This is a genomic window from Dokdonella sp. GW821-FHT11D02, assembly GCF_058808595.1.
In genome coordinates this window covers 2,991,433-3,014,845 of record NZ_CM179520.1, presented here as the reverse complement: position 1 = coordinate 3,014,845, position 23,413 = coordinate 2,991,433, and the positions used below count along the sequence as shown (strand labels likewise).

20 protein-coding genes and 1 pseudogene are annotated in these 23,413 nt (G+C 65.8%); 16 read left to right on the top strand and 5 right to left on the bottom strand.

Annotation, left to right across the window (positions count from 1 at the left end):
* Positions 1-12 precede the first annotated feature (12 nt).
* On the bottom strand, positions 13-1,407 hold the full coding sequence (locus tag AC3QL3_RS12680; RefSeq protein WP_492894113.1) for a S8 family peptidase: 1,395 nt from the start codon (positions 1,405-1,407) through the stop codon (positions 13-15).
* 101 nt (positions 1,408-1,508) lie between these two features.
* Between AC3QL3_RS12680 and hutG the strand changes: the two genes are divergently transcribed.
* Both hutG and AC3QL3_RS12670 read left to right on the top strand, forming a co-directional pair.
* The gene (gene hutG / locus AC3QL3_RS12675; RefSeq protein WP_492894111.1) at positions 1,509-2,291 is read left to right on the top strand and encodes an N-formylglutamate deformylase; all 783 of its coding nucleotides are present in this window, start codon (positions 1,509-1,511) and stop codon (positions 2,289-2,291) included.
* A gap of 248 nt (positions 2,292-2,539) precedes the next feature.
* Entirely contained in the window at positions 2,540-2,908 is a 369-nt protein-coding gene (locus AC3QL3_RS12670) for a hypothetical protein (RefSeq protein ID WP_492894109.1), read from the top strand.
* 147 nt (positions 2,909-3,055) lie between these two features.
* On the opposite strand, the gene AC3QL3_RS12665 is transcribed toward AC3QL3_RS12670, so the two are convergent.
* Positions 3,056-4,330, bottom strand: coding sequence for an MFS transporter (locus tag AC3QL3_RS12665; RefSeq protein ID WP_492894107.1), 1,275 nt, complete (start codon positions 4,328-4,330; stop codon positions 3,056-3,058).
* A gap of 71 nt (positions 4,331-4,401) precedes the next feature.
* Between AC3QL3_RS12665 and AC3QL3_RS12660 the strand changes: the two genes are divergently transcribed.
* The 3 genes from AC3QL3_RS12660 to AC3QL3_RS12650 all read left to right on the top strand — a co-directional run bounded on the left by AC3QL3_RS12660 (position 4,402) and on the right by AC3QL3_RS12650 (position 7,212).
* Positions 4,402-5,184, top strand: coding sequence for an AraC family transcriptional regulator (locus AC3QL3_RS12660; protein WP_492894105.1), 783 nt, complete (start codon positions 4,402-4,404; stop codon positions 5,182-5,184).
* 90 nt (positions 5,185-5,274) lie between these two features.
* Complete coding sequence (locus AC3QL3_RS12655; RefSeq protein WP_492894103.1) at positions 5,275-6,129, top strand: acyl-CoA thioesterase; 855 nt, start codon at positions 5,275-5,277, stop codon at positions 6,127-6,129.
* Between the two features lie 129 nt (positions 6,130-6,258).
* Complete coding sequence (locus tag AC3QL3_RS12650) at positions 6,259-7,212, top strand: DUF533 domain-containing protein (RefSeq protein WP_492894101.1); 954 nt, start codon at positions 6,259-6,261, stop codon at positions 7,210-7,212.
* 15 nt (positions 7,213-7,227) lie between these two features.
* On the opposite strand, the gene AC3QL3_RS12645 is transcribed toward AC3QL3_RS12650, so the two are convergent.
* Positions 7,228-8,787, bottom strand: coding sequence for an alpha/beta fold hydrolase (locus AC3QL3_RS12645; RefSeq protein WP_492894099.1), 1,560 nt, complete (start codon positions 8,785-8,787; stop codon positions 7,228-7,230).
* A gap of 95 nt (positions 8,788-8,882) precedes the next feature.
* Positions 8,883-10,787 carry a DNA topoisomerase IV subunit B gene (gene parE / locus AC3QL3_RS12640; RefSeq protein WP_492894097.1) on the bottom strand — a complete coding sequence of 635 codons (1,905 nt, stop codon included), beginning with the start codon at positions 10,785-10,787 and terminating at the stop codon, positions 8,883-8,885.
* A gap of 209 nt (positions 10,788-10,996) precedes the next feature.
* Between parE and mdtD the strand changes: the two genes are divergently transcribed.
* The 11 genes and pseudogenes from mdtD (at position 10,997) to AC3QL3_RS12585 (ending at position 20,183) form a co-directional block, all read left to right on the top strand.
* Positions 10,997-12,418, top strand: a complete 1,422-nt coding sequence (mdtD, locus tag AC3QL3_RS12635) for a multidrug transporter subunit MdtD (protein ID WP_492894095.1) — start codon at positions 10,997-10,999, stop codon at positions 12,416-12,418.
* Positions 12,419-12,491: 73 nt separating this feature from the next.
* The gene (gene pyrG / locus AC3QL3_RS12630) at positions 12,492-14,165 is read left to right on the top strand and encodes a CTP synthase (RefSeq protein WP_492894093.1); all 1,674 of its coding nucleotides are present in this window, start codon (positions 12,492-12,494) and stop codon (positions 14,163-14,165) included.
* A gap of 40 nt (positions 14,166-14,205) precedes the next feature.
* Positions 14,206-15,033 carry a 3-deoxy-8-phosphooctulonate synthase gene (kdsA, locus tag AC3QL3_RS12625; RefSeq protein WP_492894091.1) on the top strand — a complete coding sequence of 276 codons (828 nt, stop codon included), beginning with the start codon at positions 14,206-14,208 and terminating at the stop codon, positions 15,031-15,033.
* A 49-nt stretch (positions 15,034-15,082) separates the two neighbouring features.
* Positions 15,083-15,277 (top strand): type II toxin-antitoxin system VapB family antitoxin, encoded by a 195-nt coding sequence (locus tag AC3QL3_RS12620; protein ID WP_492894089.1) that lies wholly within the window; start codon positions 15,083-15,085, stop codon positions 15,275-15,277.
* Positions 15,274-15,675 carry a type II toxin-antitoxin system VapC family toxin gene (gene vapC / locus AC3QL3_RS12615; RefSeq protein ID WP_492894087.1) on the top strand — a complete coding sequence of 134 codons (402 nt, stop codon included), beginning with the start codon at positions 15,274-15,276 and terminating at the stop codon, positions 15,673-15,675. The genes AC3QL3_RS12620 and vapC overlap by 4 nt, the downstream gene beginning before the upstream one ends.
* 49 nt (positions 15,676-15,724) lie before the next feature.
* A complete protein-coding gene (eno, locus tag AC3QL3_RS12610; protein WP_492894085.1) occupies positions 15,725-17,020 on the top strand; it encodes a phosphopyruvate hydratase in 1,296 nt (431 codons plus the stop codon).
* Between the two features lie 12 nt (positions 17,021-17,032).
* Entirely contained in the window at positions 17,033-17,350 is a 318-nt protein-coding gene (ftsB, locus tag AC3QL3_RS12605) for a cell division protein FtsB (protein WP_492894083.1), read from the top strand.
* Between the two features lie 55 nt (positions 17,351-17,405).
* Complete coding sequence (gene ispD, locus AC3QL3_RS12600) at positions 17,406-18,152, top strand: 2-C-methyl-D-erythritol 4-phosphate cytidylyltransferase (RefSeq protein ID WP_492894081.1); 747 nt, start codon at positions 17,406-17,408, stop codon at positions 18,150-18,152.
* 110 nt (positions 18,153-18,262) lie between these two features.
* Positions 18,263-18,724: pseudogene (ispF, locus tag AC3QL3_RS12595) on the top strand (2-C-methyl-D-erythritol 2,4-cyclodiphosphate synthase); the annotation flags it as partial.
* A 103-nt stretch (positions 18,725-18,827) separates the two neighbouring features.
* On the top strand, positions 18,828-19,847 hold the full coding sequence (gene truD / locus AC3QL3_RS12590) for a tRNA pseudouridine(13) synthase TruD (RefSeq protein ID WP_492894079.1): 1,020 nt from the start codon (positions 18,828-18,830) through the stop codon (positions 19,845-19,847).
* Positions 19,848-19,967: 120 nt separating this feature from the next.
* On the top strand, positions 19,968-20,183 hold the full coding sequence (locus tag AC3QL3_RS12585; RefSeq protein WP_492894077.1) for a hypothetical protein: 216 nt from the start codon (positions 19,968-19,970) through the stop codon (positions 20,181-20,183).
* 64 nt (positions 20,184-20,247) lie between these two features.
* Here the strand turns inward: AC3QL3_RS12585 and AC3QL3_RS12580 are convergent, their stop codons facing one another.
* A complete protein-coding gene (locus tag AC3QL3_RS12580; RefSeq protein WP_492894075.1) occupies positions 20,248-23,409 on the bottom strand; it encodes an efflux RND transporter permease subunit in 3,162 nt (1,053 codons plus the stop codon).
* Between the last annotated feature and the right edge of the window lie 4 nt (positions 23,410-23,413).

The following is a 23,413-nucleotide window of genomic DNA, read 5'->3' as shown; positions in this document are numbered from 1 at the left end:
CCGTCGCGACGCTCAGTCGAAGCCGCCGGCGAAGATCCGGTCGACCTCGATCAAGGCGCTCTCGCAATCGAGCCGCGGGAAAGACAGGCCGTTCTTCGGATCGGTCACGCGCGTGGGCGAGGCGAGCAGCGCTGCCTTGACCCGTTCGCGCGTCAGGTTCGGTTTGAACTGGAACAGATCGGCAATGCAGGACGCGACCAATGGAGCCGCCTGCGAGGTGCCGCCATAGGTCGAGCTGAAGCCGCTGGTGAACGGATCGATGTCGAGGCCGGTCGCGGTGGTGTAGGCGCCCGGCGCGTACAGCGCGACGCTGGTGTTGCTATTGGTGAAGCAAGTCGGTTTGTCGGCGACGACGACGCTGTCGGTGCAGCCGAGGAAAGTTTGCGCCGGCATCGGCGCATCCCAAACGGCGCCGACCGCCATCACCGCGGTCAGACAGGCCGGTGCGGAGATGCTCGTCGGCGAAGCCTGGTTGCCGGAAGACGAGGTCATCAGCGTGCCGTTGCCGGCGACGGCATTGGCCGCCTGCGCCAGCGCCATCGCCCACGAGGTTGCGCTGTCGCAGGCGCCGGCGAACAGCATGTCGGTGCCGACGCTCATGTTGACGACTTTTGCATTGGCGTGATTGCTGGCGATCCAGTCCAGTGCCGCGACGATGTCGGAAGAGGTGCGGAACGAACCGTTCGCGTCGAGCACGCGCACGATCACCAGCGATGCGCCCGGCGCGCCGCCTTGCGGCGCCTGCGTGCCGTTGCCGGTGATGATGCCGCTGACATTGGTGCCGTGGCCTTCGGCATCGGCGCCGCTGCCGGCACCGCTTTGCGTGTCGGCGCCGTTCGGGCAGCAGCCGACGCCGGGCGTGTCGCCGGAGCAGAAGCATTGCTGACCGACGATGCTGTCGGCGAGATCGACGTGATTGAGCTGCACGCCCGAGTCGATCACCGCGGTTTTGACGCCGTTGCCGACGAAGCCGCGGCTGCGCACGTTGCTGACGTGCGCCAGCGGCGCCGCTTGCAACAGCTGCGCGCGGCCGCCGACGTCGAGGTCGACCTTGATCACGCTTGCGTCCGCGCGCAGCGCGGCGAGTGCTGCGGCGTCGATGTCCAAGCTCAGCGCGGCGACGTTGTCGAAACGCCGGCGCAACGTGTAGTGATCGGCGGGCAGGGAAGCGAGCACGGCGTTCGCCCGGCTGGCGATCGAGGCGCGTCTGGCTTCGGTTTGGTTCTGCGCCGTCGATGTCGATGACGGCTCGAATACCACCACCACGGTAGCGCGTGCCGTGGTCTGCAGTTGCGCTTCGACGTCGGCGCCGATCTTGGTGATCTCCGGCGGTGCGGCGGCGAGGGCGAAGCTCGAGCTGAAGGCGAGCAGCAGCAAGACAGCCGTGCGAACGATCGATAGGTGCATCAGTTTTCTCCCCAACTCGGTACGGAAGAATCCGAAAGCCCGTGTGCGCGCCGGCACTATAGCGCCGGCGCGTGTCAGTGCAACGGCGCTAGACTTGCGCGATGAAGACCGTCTATCAATTGCATCGCGGCACTGCGCCGCTGCTGATCAGCCTGCCGCACGACGGCACCGAGCTGCCCGCGGAACTCGCCGCACGCATGACGCCGGCGGCGCAGCATGTGCCCGATACCGACTGGCACGTGTCGCGCCTGTACGCGTTCGCGCGCGACCTCGGCGCCTCGATCCTCGTGCCGGCGTATTCGCGCTACGTGGTCGATCTCAACCGCCCGCCCGACGACGTGTCGCTCTATCCCGGTCAGAACACCACCGGACTGTGCCCGATCGTTCGCTTCAGCGGCGAGCCGGTCTATCTCGACGGCCAGCAACCCTCGCCCGAGGAAGTGATCGCGCGGGTCGAGCGCTATTGGAAGCCGTATCACGACGCACTGGCGACGGAGATCGACCGATTGCGCGAGGCACACGGCCGCGTCGTGTTGTGGGAAGGCCACTCGATCCGCAGCGTGGTGCCGTTCCTGTTCGAAGGGCGGCTGCCCGACTTCAACCTCGGCACCGCCAACGGCGCCAGCTGTTCGCCCGCTCTGCAGCAGCGGCTGACCGAAGTACTGGCTGCGCAGACCGAGTACTCGCACATCGTCAACGGCCGCTTCAAAGGCGGCTACATCACACGCCACTACGGCGATCCCTCGCGGAATATCGACGCCGTGCAGCTCGAACTCGCCCAGCTCAACTACATGGACGAGGACAGCTTCGAGTACCGGCCCGAGCGCGCGCAGCCGACGCAGAACGTGCTGCGCGAACTGCTGTCGCGTTGCTTTGAGTACTAGAAAAAAAAGTGCATCCATGCATGGCCGGTAGTGCTCTCGAAGCCGTTTGGCCGTGGGGCGGCAGCACGCTTCTCGAAGTACCAAACGCAGAAATACGCAATATTTTTCCAGTCTAAATACACGCCAACACGCTTCGTGAAGATCCCGTTGCGTTCAGCTTCGATATTCCCTGCTGGCCCTAGCGTGCACACCGCGTGACGAGCGGATGTTCCGTTCGACGCACTCAACGACAACCAGGAGAGAAATCCATGCGCATGTCCATCCTCGCTGCCCTGATCGCCGGCGGCTTCGTTGCCAACGCGTTTGCGGCCGAGGGCACGGCAACGGCTGCGAAGGCCGCTGAAACGGCCAAGCCGGTCGCCATCCATGCGGTCGCGCAGAATGCGGCGGCCGTGAAGACGGCGGCGACGCCGGCGCCGAAGAGCGAAGCCACGGCCGCGGTGAAGCAGGAAACCGCCACCGCAGCGACCAAGGCCGAGCCGGCGGCGACGGCGACGGAGAAAGCGGAAGCCAAGACCGCGCCGGTCGAGAAGACCGCGGCGACGGCGCAGCCGGAAGCGGGCAAGCACGGCAAGCATCACCATAAGGCCAAGGCCGAGCCGAAGCCGGCTCAGTAAGCTTTCGCAGCGATGCGTATCAAAACCCCGGGCGCGTGGCGCCCGGGGTTTTTTATTGAGCAAGGTTTTATTGAACAAGGGTTGCGCGAACGTCGTCGCGCGCGGCGTACGTGCAGTTTGCCGCAACCGCGCGAGCGCACCCGTTCGTCAGTGTGCCGCCAGTTTCTTGCGCGCAGGTTCGATCACCGGCAGGAACCAGGCCAGCAGGCCGATCGCCGGCAGGAAGGCGCAGATGCCGTACACGGCCTCGATACCGATGTGATCGGCGAGCTCGCCGAGCACGGCCGCACCGAGTCCGCCCATGCCGAAGGCGAAACCGAAGAACAGGCCGGCGATGACACCGGTGCGACCCGGCACCAGTTCTTGCGCATAGACCAAGATTGCCGAGAACGCCGAAGACAGGACCAGACCGATCACGACGGTGAGCAAGGTGGTCCAGAACAGGTTCACGTGCGGCAGCAATAGGGTGAAGGGCAGCACGCCGAGGATCGATCCCCAGATCACGTACTTGCGGCCGATGCGATCGCCGACCGGACCGCCGACCAGGGTGCCGAGCGCGACCGAGCCGAGGAACACGAACAGGTGCAATTGGGCGTTCTGCGCGTCGAGGCCGAACTTCTGCATCAGGTAGAAGGTGTAGTAGCTCGACAGGCTGGCGAGGTAGAAATACTTCGAGAAAATCAGCGCGCCGAGGATCGCCATCGTGATGACGACCGTGCGGCGCGGCAGCGTCGTGCCGGTCGAGCGTCGTACCGCACGCTGCGCCGGAATCTGCGCGCGATACCAGCCGCCGATGCGGGTCAGGAGCACGATGCCGGCGAGCGCGGCCAAGGCGAACCAGGCGACGCTGCCCTGTCCGCGCGGCATCACTACGAAGGCGGCGAGCAGCGGGCCGAGCGAGGAGCCGACGTTGCCGCCAACTTGGAACAGCGACTGCGCGAGGCCGTGCTGGCCGCCCGAGGCCATGCGTGCGACGCGCGAAGATTCGGGATGGAACACCGACGAACCCGAGCCGACCAAGGCCGCCGCCAGTAGCAGCATCGGGAAGGTGGTCGCCTGCGACAACAGCAGCAAGCCGCCGAGAGTGAAGCCCATGCCGATCGGCAGCGAGTAGGGCAGCGGCCGTTTATCCGTATAGACGCCGACGAAGGGCTGCAGCAGGGAGGCGGTGATCTGGAATGTCAGCGTGATCAGTCCGATCTGGCCGAAGTCGAGCTTGAAACTGTCCTTGAGCAGCGGATAGATCGCCGGCAGCAGCGATTGGATCATGTCGTTGAGCAGGTGACAGGTGCTCAACATCAAGAGGATCGGGAACGCGGTGCGCGCCGCGGCTTCGCTGGCGCTGGGTTCGGCGGGCAAGGCGGGGATCGGTTCGGGAGGTTGCGCCGACGCGTCGGCGACGAGCGAAGAGGCGGTATCCATGTCGCTTAGTAGACAACGCGGCACTTCTGCCCGCATTATCGGATAGGTCAACAATCTTCGAGATCGGGCCAATGCGCAATGTTCATGCGACCAAGGCCGACACGCTGCCGGGTCGGATCGTCGCGACCGCCAACGAATACCCGGTCAACCATCGCGTACAGCGCCATCGGCATCGACGCTCGCAGCTCCTGTACGCGGCCAGCGGCATCATGATCGTCGGCACCGAGACCGGCCGCTGGATCGTGCCGCCGGCGCGCGCGGTGTGGGTGCCGGCCGGCATGCACCACGAGGTGAATTCGCTGGTGCACGTCAGTACGCGCAGCATCTACATCGATCCCGCGGTCGATGCGGCGCTGCCGACGGATTGTCGCGTGATCGCGATTTCCCCGCTGATGCGCGAGCTTTTGCTCGAAACCGCGGACTTGCCGCTGCCGTACGCGAGCGGCTCGCGCGCGGATGCGATCTTCTCGCTGCTGGTGCACGAGATCGTGCGTGCGCCGGTGCTGCCGCTGGACATCCCGATGCCGGCCGACGCGCACATCGCGGCGCGCTGCCGCGCTTACCTGCGCCGGCCTTCGCCGCACGAGACGATCGACGACTGGTGCCGCGACCTCGGCCTCAGCCGGCGCACCTTCACGCGCCGCTTTCGTACCGAGACCGGTGTCAGCTTCGCCAACTGGTGCCGCCAGGCCGCGATCTTCGCAGCGTTGCCGCGGCTCGCGGCCGGCGCGCCGATCACGCCGCTGGCGTTCGATCTCGGCTACGACAGCGCCTCGGCGTTCACCACCATGTTCAAGCGCGTCGTCGGCGTGCCGCCGAGCCGCTATCTCGCGCAGGCTTCGGCGCCGGCTTAGAGCGAACGCCGAACCGCTCTGCGCGAACGAACGACGCGGCCATCGGCTAGCATCGAACTTCCGCGGCGACGAATGCAGAAGGACGATGCGATGCGATTTTCGGAGTTGATGCGCAGTCTCGTGCGCACGGGCGAGACTTGGTCGGTGGAAGTCGGTGAGGACTGGGCGCAAGGCCGCAGCTTGTTCGGCGGTTTGCAGGCCGCGCTGGCGGCGCGCGCGATGCGCGGCGTGGCCTCGATCGAGGCGCCCTTGCGCAGCTTGCAAGTGGCGTTCCTGGCGCCGGTGCCGACCGGGCGGGTGGAATTGCGCGCGCGCGTGCTGCGCACCGGCAAGAACGTGCAGCAGCTCGAAGCGCGCATCGTCGCGGGCGAGGAAACGTTGTGTCTGGCGCTCGGCGTCTACGGCGCGCCGCGTGCCTCGCGCGTGGCCTTGCTGCCGACACAGCCGCCGATCGCCGCCGCAGCGCCGATCGCGATGCCGCGCCTGCCCGGCATCACGCCGGACGATGCGCCGGCGACGATGCCGGCGCCGCTGACTCTGCCGTTCCTGCCCGGCCTGACGCCGAACTTCACCCAGCACTTCGAAATACGTTGGCTGCACGGCAGCCTGCCGCTGTCGGGCAGCCCGGAAACGCGTCAGGTGCTGGAGCTGGATCTGCTCGACGACGGCGGTGACACGATCGACGAGACTCAGGTACTGGCCTTCGCCGATTTCATTCCGCCGATCGCGCTGAACATGCTGACGACACCGGTCAACGGCAGTTCGCTGACCTGGATGGTCGAATTCCTGCGCGATCGTTACGACGACTTGCCGCTGACCGGCTGGCGTGTCGACGCAGAGCTGCTGGCCGCGCGCGACGGTTATCTCAATCAAGGCCTCAGCTTATGGGCGCCCGATGGCACGCCGGCGGCGTTCGGGCATCAGACGATGACCTTGTTCGGCTGAGCGCAATCCGGCGTCGATCCGCCGGCAATCGTTGCGACGATTCGCGCGCCTGTGGATGACTTTCGTCGCTGCGGTGTTCGCAGGCGCGTGTGGCACCATGCTGTTTCGACTCTTACGGAAATCCACGCAATGAACGCGCAGGAAAGCCAAGCCATCCTCACCCTCAGCCTGATGGCCTCGTTCGCCGACGGCAACAAGAGCGAATCGGAGCGCGAAGAGATCCGACGCATCGCCGAAGGTCTGAACGGCGGCGATGTCGACGTCGCGCGCCTGTATCAGGACGTCCTGCTCAAGCGGGTCACGCTCGACCATGCGATCGGCGCGCTCGCATCCAACGAAACGCGCCAGCTCGCGTACGAAATGGCCGTCTGCGTCTGCGATGCCGACGGTGTGCAGAGCGACGCCGAACGTGCGTTCCTGGTCGAGCTTGCGAGCAAACTCGGGCTCGATGCGGCGAGCAGCCGCGACTACAGCGCACGCGCCGATGCAATCGCCGCGGCGCCGCTCGGCGCGCTGGCGACTACCGATTCGCCGCCGCCGGCGGCCGGCGCGCACACCTCTTCGCTCGGCGATGCCGAGATGGACAAGACCATCCTCAACGCGGCGATCCTCAACGGTGCGCTGGAGCTACTGCCCGAATCGCTGGCGACGATGGCGATCATTCCGCTGCAGATGAAGCTGGTCTATCGCATCGGCCAGTCCTACGGCTACGAGCTCGACCGCGGCCATATCAAGGATTTTCTCGCCACCGCCGGCGTCGGTCTGACGTCGCAATACATCGAACAGGCCGGGCGCAAGTTGCTCGGTGGTCTGCTCGGCGCGATCGGCGGCGGTCTTCTCGGCGGGCTCGGGCGGCAGGCGGTCAGTTCCGGCATGAGCTTCGCCAGCACCTACGCGCTCGGCTACGTCGCCAAGCGCTACTACGCCGGCGGCCGCACCTTGTCGACCGAGATGCTGCGCGAGGCGTTTCAGCAGATGCTCGGCGAAGCCAAAGGTCTGCAGGCGAACTATCTGCCGCAGATGCAAGAACAGGCGCGTTCGCTCAATCCGGCCAAGATCCTGCAGATGGTTCGCGGCGGCTGAGCGCCTGCGCGCCGCTCAGCGCAAACTGCGCAGAGCAGACGGCGTGAGCGCGGGAAGATTCGCACTCGCGCCAGTCGCGAACGGATCGTCGTTCTGCGCGCACACCGTTCCGCGCGGCGGCAAGGCGCCGGCATCGAAATAGCGCACGGCGTAGTCGAGCACGCAGGGATTCATGATCGCGCCGTGACCGTCGGCGTCGCGCGTCAACAGACGCGCGTTGCCGAGATCGCGCAGCAGCGACTGCGCCTGCGTATACGGCGCCGCGGCGTCGTGCGTGCTGGCGACGAGCAAAATCGGTTCGGCCCAGAACGGATTGCGGATAGGGCCGCGTAACGCGGCGGCGTCGCGCGCCGGCCACAGCGCATGCACGAGGTCGGTGTAGCCGGTCGCGAAGAACAGATGCGGCAGGCTCTGGTAGGCGCGCGCCGCGTTGTCGAAGTAGCGCCACAGTGGCGTGCGCGGCCAGCGCTGGTCGACCGAAGTCATCGCTTCGTAGAAACTCTGCGCCGCCAGCGCGGCCGGATCGTCGCCGCCTTCGAAGTAGGCGAGCAGGGCACGCGGGTCGCCGTCGTCGGCCTGCTTCAAGCCGCTCGCGAGTTCGCTCCAGTAGCGGCTGTCGGCGATGACGAAGGTGAGCACGTCGCGCAGGTCATCGCCGGCGAGGCGGCGCGCATCGGCCGGGTCGGGCGAGGGCAGGGGTTCACGGTCGAGCTGCGCCTGCAGGCGCGCGAAGGCGGCTTGCGGGTCGCCGTCACCGAACGCGCAACGCAGGCCGGCGTTCTTGCACGCGGCGAGGAAGCGCGTGAGGGCCTGCTCGTGGCCTTGCGCACGTTCCCAGATGTCGAGCAGCGGCCGCTCGTAGTAATCCTGCACGTCGAGCGGGCTGTCGAGCAGCATGGCGCGCGCGCGTCCGGGAAACAGCGTCGCGTAATTGGCGCCGATGATGCTGCCGAACGATTGCCCCAGATAGTTGAGGTCGCGATCGCCGACTGCCGCGCGCAGGCGATCGAGGTCGCGCGCGATGTTGGCCGTGCTCAGATGCGGCAGCAGGTCGCGATTGCGCGCCTGACACAGTTCGACGTAGTCGCGCACGGCGCCGACCAGGGCGCGCTCGTCGGTGTTCGCCGGTCGCGGATACGGTTTGCGGGCGGCCGGATTGCTGCCGCAGGCGACGAAAGCCGGCCGGCTGCGGCCGAGGCCGCGCACGTCGAAGCCGATCACGTCGAAGCGGGCGAACGCCTCGAAAAACGCGGTGGGATAGATGCGCAAGAAAGTGGCGCCGAGACCGGCGCCGCCCGGATGCACGAACAGCGAACCGATGCGGTGTTGCGCATCGAATGCCGGCTTGCGCGTCAGCGCGATCTCGATGCGGCCTGCGTAAGGACGCGCGTAGTCGAGCGGTACCTCGACGTAGGCGCATTCGAAGCCGTCGCCGCAGTCGCTCCACGACGGCGGCGATCGGTCCTCGGTCGCGGGTGTCGTTTTGAGGTCCGCATTCGACGCGGCGGTCGAGGCCGTCGCGGCAAAGGCGAGAGCGAACGCGGCGGCGAGCCGCAAGAACGGACGGAACGGCATGGCATCGACCCCAGCGCAGACGCGGCAATGGCGCCTAAGCTAGCGCAAGAACCGCGGCCGCCCGTCGTGTCGTCGAGCCAAATGCGAACGCGTTCTCAAACTTCCAGCGAAGCGAGGTCGCCCTTGGTCTCCAGCCATTCCTTGCGGTCCGCCGCGCGCTTCTTCGACAGCAGCATGTCCATCAGCTTGGCGGTGCCGTCGTCGCCGCTGTCGTCGGTGCTGCCGACCGTGAGCTGGACCAGACGGCGCGTGTCGGGATGGATGGTCGATTCGCGCAGCTGCGACGGATTCATCTCGCCCAGGCCTTTGAAGCGCGTGACGTTGACCGCGCCGCGAATCTTCTCGCGCTCGATCTTCTCCAGCATCGCGACGCGCTCGGCTTCGTCGAGGCAGTAGAACACCTGCTTGCCGACGTCGACGCGGAACAGCGGTGGCATCGCGACGAACACGTGACCTTCGCGCACCAGCGCTGGGAAGTGCTTGAGAAAGAGTGCCGACAACAGCGTCGCGATGTGCAAGCCGTCGGAGTCGGCGTCGGCAAGAATCACGACCTTGCCGTAGCGCAAGCCGGAGAGATCGGCCTTGCCCGGATCGCAACCGATCGCGACGGCGAGGTCGTGCACTTCCTGCGACGCGAGCACCGAACCGGACTCGACTTCCCAAGTGTTCAAGATCTTGCCGCGCAGCGGCAGGATCGCTTGAAAGTCCTTGTCGCGCGCCTGGCGTGCGCTGCCGCCGGCGGAATCGCCTTCGACCAGGAACAGTTCGGTGCGCGACAGATCGCTCGAAGCGCAGTCGGCCAGTTTGCCGGGCAGGGCCGGGCCTTGCGTGATCTTCTTGCGCACGATCTGCTTTTCGGCCTTCAGCCGCAGCGTGGCGCGTTCGATCGCGAGCTGGGCGATCTTCTCGCCGATCTCGACGTGCTGATTCAGATAGAGCGAGAAGCCGTCGTGCACGGCGTTCTCGACGAAGCCGGCCGCGTCGCGCGAAGACAGGCGTTCCTTGGTCTGGCCGGAGAACTGCGGATCGCCCATCTTCAGAGACAGCACGAAGCAGAGCCGGTCCCAGACGTCTTCCGGCGCGAGCTTGATGCCGCGCGGCAACAGGTTTCTGAATTCGCAGAACTCGCGCAGCGCATTGGTCAGGCCCGAACGCAGGCCGTTCACATGCGTGCCGCCCTGCGCGGTCGGGATCAGGTTGACGTAGCTTTCTTGCGTCAGCTCGCCTTCCGGCAGCCAGGCAACCGCGAACTCGACCGCGCCGTTGTCGCGCTGCACGTGATTCACATACAGCTCGGCCGGCAGATAGTCGGTGGCGCCGAGCATCGAACGCAGGTAGTCGCGCAGGCCGTCCTCGTAATGCCATTCGAGCTGTTCGCCGCTGGCCTCGTCGGTCAGCCGCACGGTCAGGCCGGCGCAGAGTACGGCCTTGGCGCGCAGCACGTGCTTGAGGCGCGGCAGCGAGATTTTCGGCGAGTCGAAGTATTTCGGATCGGGCCAGAAGTGCACGGTGGTACCGGTCTGCTTCTTCGGTACGGTGCCGGTCACGCTGAGGTTGCTGGCGCGCTCGCCGTCCTTGAAGTTCATCCGATAGACCTGGCCGTCGCGCTTGATCGTCACTTCGACGCGTTGCGACAGCGCATTCACCACCGACACGCCGACGCCGTGCAAGCCGCCGGAATATTGGTAGTTGCGGTTGGAGAACTTGCCGCCTGCATGCAGGCGCGTGAGGATCAGCTCGACGCCCGGAATCTTTTCTTCGGGGTGGATGTCGACCGGCATGCCACGGCCGTTGTCGGTCACCGTGACCGAGCCGTCCGTATGCACGATCACGTCGATCGCCGAGGCGTGGCCGGCGAGCGCTTCGTCGACGGAGTTGTCGACGACTTCCTGCGCGAGATGATTCGGCCGCGCGGTGTCGGTGTACATGCCGGGGCGGCGCTTGACCGGGTCGAGGCCGGACAGGACTTCGATGTCGGCCGCGTTGTATCTGCTACTCATGAATGCTCAGCTCGTAGGGAAATGTCCGGCGTGAGTGCCGGTTCGTTCTGTGCGCTCGCGCAGGAGCGCGAAATTCCTGCTGTGGTTGGCCCTCTCCCGCGAGCGGGAGAGATGAAAGCACGGAGAATTGGGAGGATGGCGAGCGTACGCGCAAGGGTCAAGCACGACGCGTGCGACAATAGACCGACGCGATCGCACCGATCGCGACGATGACGATCCCGGTGGCCGTGAACAAACCGCCCCAAGTCCTGCTTTGGCTGGTCGCGCTCGGCGTCTTCATGCAGATGCTCGATTCGACCATCGTCAATACGGCGCTGCCGTCGATGGCGGCCGGGCTCGGTGAGAGTCCGCTGCGCATGCAATCGGTGGTGATCGCCTACGCGCTGACGATGGCGATGCTGATCCCGGCGTCCGGCTGGCTCGCCGACCGCTTCGGCACGCGGCGGATCTATTTCAGCGCGATCGTGCTGTTCACGCTCGGCTCGCTGTTCTGCGCAAGCTCGCGCAGCCTCGATCAGCTGGTGGTCGCGCGCGTAGTGCAGGGCGTCGGCGGCGCCATGCTGCTGCCGGTCGGGCGCCTGGCGGTGCTGCGTTCCTACCCGCGCGGCGAATTCCTGCGCGCGATGAGTTTTGTCACCTTGCCCGGGCTGATCGGCCCGCTGGTTGGACCGACCCTCGGCGGCTGGCTGGTGCAGGCCGCGTCCTGGCATTGGATCTTTCTGATCAACCTGCCGGTCGGCGCGATCGCGGCGGCGGCGACCTTGCGCTTCCTGCCCGACGCGCGCAGCGAGGTCGCGCGCTTCGACCTCGGCGGCTATCTCATGCTGTCCTTCAGCATGGTCGCGATTTCGCTCTCGCTCGACGGTTTGTCCGAGCTTGGTCTGCGCCGCGCTGCCGTGCTGGTGCTGTTGATCTTCGGTCTGGCCAGCCTGGTCGCCTACTGGCTGCACGCGACGCGCACGCCGCGGCCGCTGTTCAAGCTTGCGCTCTTCGGCGTGCACACCTTCCGCGTCGGCCTGCTCGGCAACCTGTTCGCGCGCATCGGCAGCGGCAGCATGCCGTTCCTGATTCCGCTCCTGCTGCAAGTGAGCCTAGGTTACGAGCCGCTGCAGGCCGGATTGATGATGATTCCGGTCGCGCTCGCCGGCATGGTGTCCAAGCGCGGCGTGGTGTCGCTGGTGAAGGCGTTCGGCTATCGGCGCGTGCTCCTGGTCAACACGATCCTGGTCGGCCTTGCGATCGCCAGCTTCGCCTTGATCTCGCCGGCGCAGCCGATGTGGCTGCGCATCGTGCAGCTGGCCTTCTTCGGCCTGGTCAATTCGCTGCAATTCACCGCGATGAACACGATCACCTTGCGCGACCTCGAAGGCGAGCTCGCCAGCGGCGGCAACAGCCTCTTGTCGATGGTGATGATGCTGTCGATGAGCCTGGGCGTGGCCACCGCCAGCGGCTTGCTCGCCGCGTTCGCCAAATGGTTCGGCTCCGAGCACGGCGCGGCGACCTTGCCGGCGTTTCACGCGACCTTCATTTGCGTCGGCCTGGTCACCGCGGCGTCGGCCTGGATCTTCTGGCAGCTCGAGCCCGAGCGCGCGCCGGCGGCGGTACCGCCGCCCTCGGCGCCGCAGGAGTAGGGCGATTGCGAGGCGACTCGCGGGTGTTGCGATGAACCGTTAGAATAGGGATTTCCAGCGGACGGTTTCGCCCATGACCCCCCTCGTTTTCGTGACCGGCGGCGTGGTGTCCTCGTTAGGCAAGGGCATCGCCGCGGCGTCGCTGGCTGCCATTCTCGAAGCGCGCGGCCTGCGCGTGACGATGATGAAGCTCGATCCGTACATCAACGTCGACCCGGGCACGATGAGTCCGTTCCAGCACGGCGAGGTGTACGTCACCGACGACGGCGCCGAAACCGACCTGGATCTCGGCCATTACGAGCGCTTCGTGCGCACGCGCCTGACCGGTAAGAACTCGATCACCACCGGCAAGATCTACGAGAGCGTGATCGCCAAGGAGCGCCGCGGCGATTATCTCGGCGCGACCGTGCAGGTGATCCCGCACATCACCGACGAAATCAAGCACCGCATCTACGAGGCGACCCAGGGTTACGACGTCGCCCTGGTCGAGATCGGCGGCACCGTCGGCGACATCGAATCGCTGCCGTTCCTCGAAGCCATCCGCCAAATCCGCATCGAGCATGGCGCCGACGCGGCGATGTTCATGCACCTCACACTGGTGCCGTACATCAAGGCCGCCGGCGAGATCAAGACCAAGCCGACCCAGCATTCGGTGAAGGAACTGCGCTCGATCGGCATCCAGGCCGACGTGCTGTTGTGCCGTTGCGAACAGCCGCTGCCGCAGGCCGACCGCCGCAAGATCGCGCTGTTCACCAACGTGCCGGAAAAGGCCGTGATCAGCGCGGTCGACGTCGACGTGATCTACAAGCTGCCGCAGTGGCTGCACGCGCAGAAGCTCGACGAGATCGTGGTCGACCGCCTGAAGCTCAACGCCAAACCGGCCGATCTGTCCGAATGGGACCGCACGGTCGAGGCGATCGAGCACCCGCACGGCGAGATCACGATCGCGATTGTCGGCAAGTACGTCGAGCACAAGGACGCGTATAAATCGCTCGGAGAAGCGCTGCGTCACGGCGGTCTCAAGCAGCACACGCGCGTGAACCTGCGTTGGATCGAGTCGGAAGAGATCGAGCGGCGCGGCGCCGATCAGCTCAAGGACGTCGACGGCATCCTCGTGCCCGGCGGCTTCGGCAAGCGCGGTTTCGAGGGCAAGATCGCCGCCGCACGCTACGCCCGCGAAAACAAGGTGCCGTACTTCGGCATCTGCTACGGCATGCACGCGGCGGTGACCGACTTCGCGCGCCAGGTAGCCGGTCTGGAAGGCGCCAATTCGAGCGAGAACGATCGCAACTGCGCGCATCCGGTGATCGCGCTGATCACCGAATGGACCACCGGTTCGGGCGACGTCGAGAAGCGCGACGAGAACTCCGACAAGGGCGGCACCATGCGCCTGGGCGCGCAGGAGTGCCGCCTCAAGGCCGGCACGCTGTCGCGCGAACTGTACGGTCAGGACGTGATCCGCGAACGCCATCGTCACCGCTACGAGTTCAACAACCGCTATCGCCAACAGTTCGAGGATCTCGGGCTGATCATCGCCGGCAAGTCGATGGACGATCTTTTGGTCGAGATGATCGAGCTGCCAAACCATCCCTGGTTCGTCGCCTGCCAGGCGCACCCGGAATTCACCTCGACCCCGCGCGACGGCCACCCGCTGTTCATCGGCTTCATCCGCGCCGCGCGCGAGCAGAAAGCGGTGCGCGAAGCGCCGCGACTGGCCGGTACGGACACGAAGGAGGCAGTCGCATGATTGCCGCGAGAGCCGTTCTTCAGGCGGGGGAATCCGCGCGATGAAACTGTGCGGATTCGAGGTCGGCCTCGACCAGCCGCTGTTCCTGATCGCCGGCCCCTGCGTGATCGAATCGATGCAGCTGCAGCTCGATACCGCTGGCACGTTGAAGGAGATCGCCGCCAAACTCGGCATTCCCTTCATCTTCAAATCGAGCTTCGACAAAGCCAACCGCACCTCCGGCACGAGTTTTCGCGGGCCGGGGCTCGAAGAAGGGCTCAAGGTGCTGAGCGAGGTCAAACGCCAGATCGGCGTGCCGGTATTGACCGACGTGCACGAATACACGCCGATGGCGGAAGTCGCCAGCGTGGTCGACGTGCTGCAGACGCCGGCTTTCCTGTGCCGCCAGACCGACTTCATCCAGAACGTGGCCAAGGCCGGCAAGCCGGTCAACATCAAGAAGGGCCAGTTCCTGTCGCCGTGGGAAATGAAGCACGTCGCCGCGAAAGCGAAGGCGACCGGCAACGCCGACATCATGGTGTGCGAGCGCGGCGCCAGCTTCGGCTACAACAATCTCGTTTCCGACATGCGCAGCCTCGCCGTGATGCGCGACACCGGCTGCCCGGTCGTGTTCGACGCGACCCATTCGGTGCAGCTGCCCGGCGGCGCCGACGGCAAGAGCGGCGGCCAGCGCGAATTCGTGCCGGTGCTCGCGCGCGCGGCGGTCGCGGCCGGCGTCTCCGGCCTGTTCATGGAAACGCATCCCGATCCGGACAAAGCGCTCAGCGACGGGCCGAATGCGTGGCCGCTCGGCAAGATGGCAGCGCTGCTGGAGACCTTGCTGGCCCTCGACCACGCAGTCAAACGCGACGGCGCGTTGTTGCTGTAGGTGGTGCGAGCGCCTAGAATGTGTATGAAGTGCCGATGAAATACACATCATGCGTACTAATATCGTGATCGACGACAAGTTGATGCAGGAATCGCTGCGCGTAACTGGTCTCAAGACCAAGCGCGAGGCGGTCGAACTCGGCCTACGGACTTTGTTGCGCTTGTCTCGGCAAGAACAGATTCGCCGTCATCGCGGCAAGCTCGCCTGGCAGGGCGACCTCGCGGCGATGCGGACCGACAAGTGATCCTCGTCGATTCGAGCGTGTGGATCGACTACTTCCGGGGCGAGGCGACGGTGCAGACCGAGAAGCTCGATGCGCTGCTCGGCAGCGAACCGGTCGCGATCGGGGATCTGATCCTTGCTGAAATACTGCAAGGTTTCGCCAACGACAAAGATTTCAACGTGGCCAAGGAGCTGCTGACGTCGCTCGTCGTGCTCGACGTCGGCGGCCGTGAGATCGCACTCGCCGCGGCGAAGAACTACCGCGTCTTGCGTGCTCTCGGCGTCACGGTACGCAAGACCATCGATACGATCATCGCCACGCGCTGCATCGTCGACGAGCTCGACCTGCTCTACAGCGATCGTGACTTCGATCCGTTCGTGACGCATTTGGGCCTGCGTTCGGCGCTGGCGGAGGCTTGAGTTCGTTCCCGTTCGAACGTTTTTGTTCTTGAATTCGGAGTAGCACCGCATGTCGCAAATCGCGCAAGTCCACGCCCGCGAAATCCTCGATTCCCGCGGCAATCCCACCCTCGAAGCCGAAGTCACGCTGGCCAACGGTTCGTTCGGTCGCGCCGCGGTGCCGTCCGGCGCCTCGACCGGCTCGCGCGAAGCGGTCGAACTGCGCGACGGCGACAAGGCTCGCTATCTCGGCAAGGGCGTGAAGAACGCGGTCGCCAACGTCAACACGACGATCGCGGCGGCTTTGAAGGGTTTCGACGCCGCCGACCAGCGCGGGCTCGACCAGAAGCTGATCGCGCTCGACGGCACGCCGAACAAAGGCAAGCTCGGTGCGAACGCCTTGCTCGGCGTGTCCCTGGCGAACGCACACGCGGTGGCGGCGTCGAACAAGCTGCCGCTGTGGAAGTATCTGGCCGGCAATCGCGCAGCACGGCTCCCGGTGCCGATGATGAACATCATCAACGGCGGTGCGCACGCCGACAACAACGTCGACATGCAGGAGTTCATGGTCCTGCCGGTCGGCCTGCCGAGTTTCGCCGAAGGCTTGCGCGCGGGCACCGAAATTTTCCACGCGCTGAAGTCGGTGTTGAAGGGGCGCGGACTCAATACCGCGGTGGGCGATGAGGGCGGCTTCGCGCCGAATCTGAAGTCGAACGAAGAAGCGATCGAGACCATTCTTGAGGCAGTCGCCAAGGCCGGCTACAAGATCGGTGCGGACATCTGGCTCGGACTCGACGTCGCCAGTTCCGAATTTTTCAAGGACGGTGCCTATCATCTTGAAGGGGAAGGCAAGGTGCTGTCCTCCGCGCAATTCGCCGACTTCCTCGCCGGCTGGTGCGCGAAGTACCCGATCGTCACGATCGAGGACGGCATGGCCGAAGGCGACTGGGACGGCTGGAAGCTTTTGACCGACAAACTCGGCAAGACCGTGCAGTTGGTCGGCGACGACCTGTTCGTGACCAATACCGCGATCCTGAAAGAAGGCATCGACAAGCACATCGCCAATGCGATCCTGATCAAGGTCAACCAGATCGGCACCTTGACCGAGACGCTCGACGCGATCGCGATGGCCGAAGCGGCGAAGTACGCCTCGATCATCTCGCACCGCTCGGGCGAGACCGAAGACACCACGATCGCCGATCTGTCGGTGTCGACCGCGGCGACCCAGATCAAAACCGGTTCGCTGTGCCGCTCCGATCGCGTCGCCAAGTACAACCAGCTGCTGCGCATCGAGGAAGCGCTCGGCTCGGCGGCGCGCTATGCGGGCAAGAGCGCGTTCCCGAATCTGCCGAACTTCAAGGGTTGAGGCCGCGCGCGAGTGCTGCGCTACGTCGCCCTGATCCTGTTGATCCTCTTGATCGCTCTGCAGGTGCGCCTGTGGAGCGGGCAGGGCGGACTGCACGATGTATGGCGCTTGCGCGAACGCGTCGAGGAACAGAAGACCGAGAACGCCAAGCTGAAAGCGCGCAACGACACGCTGGCGGCCGAGGTCGAGGACTTGAAGCACGGCGACGAAGCGATCGAGGAGCGCGCGCGCGCCGAGATCGGTTTGCTCAAGCCGGGCGAGACGTTCTATCAGGTGGTCGATCCGAACGCGGACAAGTCCAAGGACGGCAAGGGCGATGAGCGGCCCTGAAGTTCCGCAGGGATCGTCGTTGCCGCGCGAGCGCGAACCCGATACGCAGCCTTCGATGGATGACCGCGTTCGCGGGCATGATGTCGACGCGGCGCGGCGTCTGTGGTGCGTGGTGCCGGCGGCCGGCCGCGGCGCGCGTTTCGGCGGCGAGCGCCCCAAGCAATACGTGGACTTGGCCGGCAAGCCGCTCTTGCTGTGGACGCTGGAGCGATTGGCCGCCTGCGAGCGTATCGCCGGCTTGATGGTCGCGCTGGCCGCGGACGATGCGTATTGGCCGGGACTTTCGACGTTGAACGGCAAGCCGGTGCTGACGACGCAGGGCGCGGCCGAGCGCAGCGGGTCGGTCGCGGCGGGTTTGCGTGCGTTGCCCGATGCGGTCGGCAGCGACGACTTCGTACTCGTGCACGATGCCGCACGCCCTTGCGTGCGCAGCGCCGACATCGAGCGATTGATCGAGCAAGGCATCGCCGCCGGCGGTGCGCTGCTGGCGGCACCGCTGCGCGACACGCTCAAGCTCGGCGACGCGCAGGCGCGGGTGATCGCGACCGAGCCGCGCGAAGCGCGCTGGCGCGCGCTGACGCCGCAACTGTTCCGCCGCAACGCTTTGCTCGCCTCGCTGGAGCAGGCCGAGCGCGACGGTGTCGCGATCACCGACGAGGCGATGGCGATGGAGCGCATCGGTCTGCATCCTCTGCTGGTCGAAGGCGCCGAGAGCAACATCAAGGTGACGACGCCGGCGGATTTGGCGTTGGCCGAGTATCTATTGAGCCGGGATTGGGGATTGGGGATTGGGGATTCGTAACAGCAAGAAGTGTTTTACGCTGCTGGTTATCGCTTGCATGGCGGTAGAAGCGTTGTAGCCTGTCTCAATCCCGAATCCCGAATCCCGAATCCCGAATCCCAGCTCCTCCTATGCGCATCGGCCAAGGCATCGACGTTCACGCATTCGGTCCCGGCGATCACGTCGTGCTCGCCGGCGTACACGTGCCGCACGAGCGCGGCCTGGTCGCGCATTCCGACGGCGATGTCGTCATCCACGCTTTGTGCGACGCGCTGCTCGGGGCGCTCGCGCTGGGCGACATCGGCATCCATTTCCCGCCCAGCGACGAACGCTGGAAGGGTGTCAGCAGCCGCCATTTCCTCTTGCATTGCGCGACCTTGATGATCGATCGCGGCTACGCACTCGCCAACGCCGACGTCACCATCGTGTGCGAGCGGCCGAAGATCGCGCCGCACGTGGAGGCGATGCGGCGCAATCTCGCCACCGACTTAGGCTGCCGCATCGGCGACGTCAGCGTGAAGGCGACCACCAGCGAGAAGCTCGGCTTCACCGGCCGCGGTGAAGGCATCGCCGCATTCGCGGTCGTGCTGCTGCAGCGCAGTCGCGCACCGACGACGGTGGCGGCGGATGACCCGGCGCTGCGCGAACTGGTCAGCCGCGTCGAGCTGGACCCGCAGTCTTGAGCGGTAGCGCCTGATGTCGTTGCCGTATGCCTATGGGGCGCCGCCGCTGCGCGGCGAGTTGCGCGTGGAGGCAGCTGATTTCGAGGTCGAGGAGGAACTCGGTTTCGAGCCGAGCGGGCAGGGCGAGCACGCTTTTCTATTGATCGAGAAGATCGACGCCAATACCGAATGGGTCGCGCGCCAGCTCGCTGCTGCGGCCGGTGTCGCGGCGGTCGCGGTCGGCTACGCCGGGCTCAAGGACCGTCACGCGCTGACGCGCCAAACCTACACCGTGCAACTGCCCGGCCGCGCCGATCCGGACTGGCAGGCGCTGACGATTCCGGGCGTACGCGTGCTGTCGGCGACGCGGCACGATCGCAAGCTCAAGCGCGGCGCGCATCGCGGCAATCGCTTCGGCGTTCGCTTGCGTGCGGTAAGCGGCGATGCGGATGCCGCGGAACGGCGGCTTACGGAGATCTTCGCGCGCGGCGTGCCGAACTATTTCGGCGAACAGCGCTTCGGCAACGAGGGACGCAATCTCGCGCTGGCTTCGGCCTTGTTCGCCGGCAGAAGGCTGCCGCGCGAGCAGCGCGGCTTCGCCTTGTCGGCGGCGCGCTCGGAGTTGTTCAACGCCGTGCTCGCCAAACGCGTCGCCGACGGCAGCTGGGATCGCGCACTCGAGGGCGAGGTGTGGATGCTCGCCGGCACGCACGCGATCTTCGGACCCGAGCCGCACGACGCCGACCTCGAGCGCCGACTGACCGCGTTCGACATCGACCCCACCGGCCCGCTGTGGGGCGCCGGCGAGCTGCGCAGCCGCGATGCGGTGCGCGCGCTCGAACTGCAGGCGATCGAGCCGCTTTCCGCGCTCGCGCGCGGGCTCGAACGCGAAGACCTGCAGCAGCAGCGGCGCGCGCTGCGGCTGCGCGCGGAGGGCTTGCGTTGGGAATGGGAAGGCGCCGACCGTCTGCGCTTCGATTTCCGCCTGCCGGCTGGAGCCTTTGCGACCACCGTGCTGCGCGAAGTCTGCAGCTGGGGCGAAGCGCCGGTCTGAGTGCAATCGCGCAACCGCGGCAACATCGAAGCGCCTCATCAGCGTCGTCGATCGACGTAGAGTGGATGCGCGGTCGGCGCCAGCAGCGCGCGACTGCATCCATCACAAGCGGAGGTCGCGATGAAAGTCTTCTTCGTCGGTGCGGCAGTCGTGATGTGTTTCGGGATGTCGGCTTGCGCCGGCGTGGATACGCGAGCGCAGCGGCCGCGCGATCTGGCACAACGGCCGGGTATCGACTACGCCAAGGTCATCGCGGTGAATCAGTGGGCGTTGCGCCGCGGTGCGACTTTGCGTTGGATCCAGTATCCGACGATGCCGCGCGAGAAAGACGGCTGAGAGGATCGTCGGCGGGCGGAGAGCCGCCGCCGCGCGAGGCGGCGACGGCTCCGGACCGCAGCGGTCAAGCGTGGGCGACGCTCGGTTCCGCGTGGTTGATCAGCTTGCGCCCGGACAGCTTGCGCAGGCCGACGTAGAACACCGGCGTCAGGAACAGACCGAACAAGGTCACGCCGATCATGCCGGAGAACACCGTGATGCCGGTGATCGAACGCACCTCGGCGCCGGCGCCGTGCGAGAACACCAGCGGCACGGTGCCGGCGATGAACGCGACCGAGGTCATCACGATCGGACGCAGACGCAGGCGGCAGGATTCGAGCGCCGCTTCGACGATGCTCTTGCCCTGGAACTCCAGTTCGCGCGCGAACTCGACGATCAGGATCGCGTTCTTGCACGCAAGTCCCATCAACACGACCAGCCCGACCTGGACGAAGGTGTTGTTGTCACCGCCCAGCAGTTTGACGCCGGCCAATGCCGACAGCATGCACATCGGCACGATCAGGATCACCGCCAACGGCAGCGTCCACGACTCGTACAGAGCGGCCAGCACGAGGAAGGCGAGCAGGATCGCAAGCGGGAACACCACCAGCGCGGCCTTGCCCTGGGTTGCTTCCTGATAGCTGAGGTCGGTCCATTCGAAGTTCATACCGTTTGGCAGCACTTGCTGGGCGATGCCGGTGATCTTCTCCATCGCCTGCGCGGAGGAGAGCAGGGTTGGATCGGCTTCGCCGAGCAGGTCGGCCGCCGGGTAGCCGTTGTAACGCAGCACCGGATCGGGACCGTAGGTCTGCTTGATCGTCACCATCGAGCCGATCGGCACCATTTCGCCGCGGTCGTTGCGCGTCTTCAGATTGGCGATGTCCTCGACGCTGTCGCGGAACGGACCGTCGGCTTGCGCGATCACCTGCCAGGTGCGACCGAACAGGTTGAAGTCGTTGACGTAGGCCGAACCGAGATAGGTCTGCAAGGTCGCGAACAGCTCGGTCAGCGGCACGCCCTGCGCCTTCGCCTTGGCGCGATCCACTTCGGCGTCGTACTGCGGCATGTTCGCCTGGTAGGTGCTGATCGGAAAGCCCATGCCCGGCGTTTGCGCAACCGTGCCCTGGAACGCGGTGACCGCGTTCTGCAGCGCACCGTAGCCGAGGCTGGCGCGGTCTTCGATGAACAGCGAATAGCCCGAACCGTTGCCCAGACCGAGGATCGGCGGCGGCAGCAGGGCGAAGGTGAAGCCCTCCTGGATGCCGTGGATCTTCTGGTTGATCGAGTCGTTGATCTCCTTGGCGGTACGGTGGCGCTCGCCGAACGGCTTGAGCGGGAAGAACACCAGGCCCGTGTTCGGCGTGTTGCTGAATTGCAGCGCGTTCAAGCCCGGGAACGCGCCCGAGCTTTCGACGCCTTCTTCGGCCAGACCGATCTTCACCACCTTGTTCAACACCGCATCGGTGCGCTCGATCGAGGAGCCTTCGGGCAGTTTCACGCCGGCCATCAGGTACATCTTGTCCTGGATCGGAATGAAGCCGCGCGGCACCAGTTGGAACATGAAGCCGGTGGCGACCAGGAGCAGCGCGTACACCAGGAACACGAGGCCGCGGCGGCCGAGCGTGCGCTTGACCGTGCCCTGATACTTGTCCGAGCTCGCCTTGAAGAAGCGGTTGAACGGTCGGAAGATCCAGCCGAACAAACGATCGATCAGGCGTGACAGGCCGTCCTTGGGCGCGTCGTGCGACTTCAGCAGCTTGGCCGCCAGCGCCGGCGACAAGGTCAGCGAGTTGATCGCCGAGATCACCGTCGAGATCGCGATGGTGACGGCGAACTGCTTGTAGAACTGGCCGGTCACGCCGGTCAGGAACGCCATCGGCACGAACACCGCACACAGAACCAGCGCGATTGCGACGATCGGGCCGGACACTTCGGTCATCGCCTGATGCGCCGCTTCCAGCGGCGTGCGACCTTCTTCGATGTTGCGCTCGACGTTTTCGACCACCACGATCGCGTCGTCGACGACGATGCCGATCGCCAGCACGAGGCCGAACAAGGTCAAGGTGTTGATCGAGAACCCGAGCATGTACAGCGCGGCGAAGGTGCCGACGATCGATACCGGCACCGCGATCAAGGGAATGATCGAGGCGCGCCAGGTTTGCAGGAACAGGATCACCACCAGCACGACCAGAAGCACCGCTTCGAGCAGGGTGCTGACCACCGCCTTGATCGAATCGCGCACGAAGATCGTGGTGTCGTAGGGCGCGCTGTACTCGATGCCTTCGGGGAAGCGCTTGGACAGCTCGGCCATCTTCGTCATGACCGCTTCCTGGATCGCCAGCGCGTTCGCGCCGGGAGCCTGGAAGATGCCGATGCCGGCCGCGTTGTGGCCTTCCATCTGCGCGCGCAGCGTGTAGTCGCCGGCACCCAGCTGCAGGCGCGCGACGTCGGACAGACGCACGATCTCGCCGTTGCTGCCGCTCTTGAGCACGATCTCGCCGAACTGCTCGGGCGTGCTGAGGCGGCCTTGCGCATTGATCGGAATCAGGAAGTCGCTGCCGCCCGGAATCGGCTCGGCGCCGACCTGGCCGGCCGAGACCTGCACGTTCTGTTCGCGGATCGAGTTGAGCACGTCGCTGGCGGTGAGGCCGCGCGAGGCGATCTTGTCCGGGTCGAGCCAGATGCGCATGGCGTAGTCGCCGCCGCCGAAGATCTGCGCGTCGCCGACGCCGGGCAAGCGCGCCAGTTCGTCCTTGACGTTCAACACGGCGTAGTTGCGCAAGTACAAGGTGTCGTACTTGCCGCTCTTGGACGACAGGAACACGACCATCAGGAAGGTCGGCGACTGCTTCTGCACGGTCACGCCTTGCCTGCGCACGTCCTCGGGCAGGCGCGCCTGCGCCTGGCTGACGCGGTTCTGCACGCGCACCGTTGAATCGTCCGGGTCGGTGCCGGGGCGGAAGGTGACGGTGATCTGCAGTACACCGTCGGAGCCGGCGATCGACTTCATGTACATGAGGTTCTCGACGCCGTTGATCGCGGCCTCGAGCGGTTGCGCCACGGTTTCGGCGATCACCTTCGGATTGGCGCCCGGATAGACCGTGCGCACGATCACCGACGGCGGTACCACCTCGGGGTATTCACTGATCGGCAGGATCGGAATCGCGATCAGGCCGGCGGCGAAGATGACGATCGAGAGGACCGCCGCGAAGATCGGGCGGTCGATGAAGAACTTGGAGAAATCCACGTGC

Bases quoted from the DNA above. Each gene is read 5' to 3' on its own strand.
- AC3QL3_RS12680 (WP_492894113.1), bottom strand. From the start codon at position 1,407: ATGCACCTATCGATCGTTCGCACGGCTGTCTTGCTGCTGCTCGCCTTC.
- hutG (WP_492894111.1), top strand. From the start codon at position 1,509: ATGAAGACCGTCTATCAATTGCATCGCGGCACTGCGCCGCTGCTGATC.
- AC3QL3_RS12670 (WP_492894109.1), top strand. From the start codon at position 2,540: ATGCGCATGTCCATCCTCGCTGCCCTGATCGCCGGCGGCTTCGTTGCC.
- AC3QL3_RS12665 (WP_492894107.1), bottom strand. From the start codon at position 4,330: ATGGATACCGCCTCTTCGCTCGTCGCCGACGCGTCGGCGCAACCTCCC.
- AC3QL3_RS12660 (WP_492894105.1), top strand. From the start codon at position 4,402: ATGCGCAATGTTCATGCGACCAAGGCCGACACGCTGCCGGGTCGGATC.
- AC3QL3_RS12655 (WP_492894103.1), top strand. From the start codon at position 5,275: ATGCGATTTTCGGAGTTGATGCGCAGTCTCGTGCGCACGGGCGAGACT.
- AC3QL3_RS12650 (WP_492894101.1), top strand. From the start codon at position 6,259: ATGAACGCGCAGGAAAGCCAAGCCATCCTCACCCTCAGCCTGATGGCC.
- AC3QL3_RS12645 (WP_492894099.1), bottom strand. From the start codon at position 8,787: ATGCCGTTCCGTCCGTTCTTGCGGCTCGCCGCCGCGTTCGCTCTCGCC.
- parE (WP_492894097.1), bottom strand. From the start codon at position 10,787: ATGAGTAGCAGATACAACGCGGCCGACATCGAAGTCCTGTCCGGCCTC.
- mdtD (WP_492894095.1), top strand. From the start codon at position 10,997: ATGACGATCCCGGTGGCCGTGAACAAACCGCCCCAAGTCCTGCTTTGG.
- pyrG (WP_492894093.1), top strand. From the start codon at position 12,492: ATGACCCCCCTCGTTTTCGTGACCGGCGGCGTGGTGTCCTCGTTAGGC.
- kdsA (WP_492894091.1), top strand. From the start codon at position 14,206: ATGAAACTGTGCGGATTCGAGGTCGGCCTCGACCAGCCGCTGTTCCTG.
- AC3QL3_RS12620 (WP_492894089.1), top strand. From the start codon at position 15,083: ATGCGTACTAATATCGTGATCGACGACAAGTTGATGCAGGAATCGCTG.
- eno (WP_492894085.1), top strand. From the start codon at position 15,725: ATGTCGCAAATCGCGCAAGTCCACGCCCGCGAAATCCTCGATTCCCGC.
- ispD (WP_492894081.1), top strand. From the start codon at position 17,406: ATGGATGACCGCGTTCGCGGGCATGATGTCGACGCGGCGCGGCGTCTG.
- truD (WP_492894079.1), top strand. From the start codon at position 18,828: ATGTCGTTGCCGTATGCCTATGGGGCGCCGCCGCTGCGCGGCGAGTTG.
- AC3QL3_RS12585 (WP_492894077.1), top strand. From the start codon at position 19,968: ATGAAAGTCTTCTTCGTCGGTGCGGCAGTCGTGATGTGTTTCGGGATG.